Source organism: Sporosarcina sp. E16_3 (genome assembly GCF_017347125.1).
GTDB lineage: Bacteria > Bacillota > Bacilli > Bacillales_A > Planococcaceae > Sporosarcina.
On record NZ_JADPRX010000067.1, the window covers coordinates 1 to 2,469 of the forward strand.

General features: G+C 39.2%; 2 protein-coding genes. Both read left to right on the top strand.

What is annotated here, in order from left to right; all coding sequences use genetic code 11:
* The first annotated feature begins 295 nt into the window (after positions 1–295).
* Positions 296–1,882 carry a SulP family inorganic anion transporter gene (locus I2483_RS19025; protein ID WP_207278629.1) on the top strand — a complete coding sequence of 529 codons (1,587 nt, stop codon included), beginning with the start codon at positions 296–298 and terminating at the stop codon, positions 1,880–1,882.
* 324 nt (positions 1,883–2,206) lie between these two features.
* Positions 2,207–2,469 (top strand): helix-turn-helix domain-containing protein (locus I2483_RS19030; RefSeq protein WP_207278631.1); only part of this gene is annotated, 263 nt, incomplete at its 3' end.

Below are 2,469 nucleotides of genomic sequence, written 5' to 3' on the forward strand. Positions count from 1 at the left end.
CTTCAGTTTTATATGCCTTTTTCAAAACAAGCATCCCCTTTTATGTTCTTCCAATGACCGTTCCAACTCCATCAACAATCTTTACCCTATTTAACGCAAAGACAACCGTTGAAAAGCTTCTAAACTACTAGATCTTTTACTATGTTTTTATACAGTTTTCACTATTATTGATAACAGTAGTCTACTCCTCATTAAATACAGCTAAATGGATCTTAACCCCTTGTTACTAATGCGTTTTAGGAATACACTAGAAAGAGGAATTCTTTGTAGGAAAACCCTGAAAGAAGTGAATCGAATGTTCAAGGATAACCGTTATCTTGATTACAATGGAGCCGGATTCCGCAAGGATTTGATTGCGGGAATCACTGTTGGGATTGTAGCGATTCCGCTGGGGATGGCTTTTGCAATTGCTTCAGGTGTCAAACCCGAATATGGACTTTACACAACGATTATCGCTGGGCTTATCGTTGCGTTATTAGGTGGATCTCGTTTCCAAATCGCTGGGCCTACGGGTGCATTCATCCCTATATTGCTCGCAATTGTTCTTCAATATGGCTATGAAGATTTGCTGATTGCCGGATTTCTAGCAGGTATTTTCCTGGTTATTATGAGTTTTCTAGGTGTAAGTAATCTAATCCATTTCGTTCCAAGATCCGTAACAATAGGCTTTACTACGGGGATTGCAGTCATCATCTTCACAGGCCAACTAGGTAATTTCTTCGGAATTAGCGGTTTAGAAAAAAGAGAGTTTTTCCATGAAAACATGATTAATCTTTTCAATCAGTTTCATACGATAAATATCTTCAGCACAGTTACCGCCTTTATCGGGCTCATCGTATTATTCATATTACCAAAAATAGCACCCCGTATTCCGTTACTACTTATTGCACTACTCATTCCGACTCTCATTTCAATTTTTCTATTCCCAGGGAAGGTTGAAACGATTGGGACAGCCTTCGGTGGTATTCCAAATACGCTACCCAGCTTCCGCTTCCCTCAGATTACGCTGTCGAAATTGGTCAACCTATGGCAACCCGCCCTTATTATTGCCGCACTCGGTGCAATTGAATCACTGTTATCGGCCGTTGTTGCAGATGGTATGAAGAGCGGACAAAAACATGATTCGAAACGCGAGTTATTCGGTCAAGGGATTGCCAATATGATTACGCCACTATTCGGCGGTATTCCTGCAACAGGAGCAATTGCCCGTACAGCTACCAATATCCGGTCTGGAGCAGTCAGTCCCCTATCCGGAGTCGTACAAAGTGTTTTCGTTCTTGCCTTTTTACTCCTTTTCGCGCCGTATGCATCTTATATTCCACTGGCCGCGATGGCACCAATTCTTATGTATGTCGCCTGGAATATGAGTGCACGCAAATCATTCACACATATTTTAATGATCCGGTCGGGCGACTCAATCGTCTTATTGACTACATTCCTTTTGACGATTTTCATCGACTTAACGATTGCCGTTCAGGTGGGTATTTTGCTTGCTGCATTGTCATTCTTACGTAAAATGAGTGGTAAACTCAATATAAAGGAAGCGCCACTTTCCGATGTTGAAATCATTAAATTCAGTGAGCACGATACATCTTCATTAGCAAAATATACCGTGGATGGCCCTATTTTCTTTGGTACGGCAAAAGTATTCGAAGATAAATATCCAGCAATTTTTCTAACAGGCGCTAAAAAAATCATTCTTGATATGGAGCACCTATCCGTTATCGATGCGACAGGAGAAGCAGCACTTTACGCACTTCTTGACGATGCAGATAAGGCAGGTGTTCAGATCATTATCAAACGTTTACCGAAAGAGAAATTGTCAGTGTTCAAAAAAAGTGGATTGTATGACCGAATTGGCGAGGTTAATTTTTTCATGTAATTATCCACGGATTAAAAACATCGCATTCAGCGATGTTTTTTGTTTAGCCATTTATCATAATTAAACCAGTATTCCCAATTAACGAAACTTACTCAATACAAAGACGTATAAGTAGTAGTAGTTTCAAAAATTCAACTTGATGTTGAATGACTAGTTAAAAGGGAGTAGACTACTGTTATTAAAAATGTTTAGAATTGTATAAAAATATAGTAAAGGATCTATTAGTTTAGAAGTTTTTCAAGGGTTATCTGTGTGTTAAATAGGGTAAAGATTGTTGATGGAGTTGGAACGGTCATTGGAAGAACATAAAAGGGGATGCTTGTTTTGAAAAAGGCATATAAAACTGAAGTTCATTTCACCTCTTCCCAACAACAAAAAGCCAATCAAACAGTCGGAGTTTGTCGATATGTCTACAATCTTTATCTTGAGACCGCACAAAACCACTATAAAGAAACAAACAAGCATTTGTCCGGCTTTGACTTTTCGAAATGGCTGAACAATGTGCATACGAAACAAACCGACCAATGGATTAAAGAGGTTTCGAGTAAAGCCGTTAAAAAAGCCATTATGAACGGAGATAGGGCATT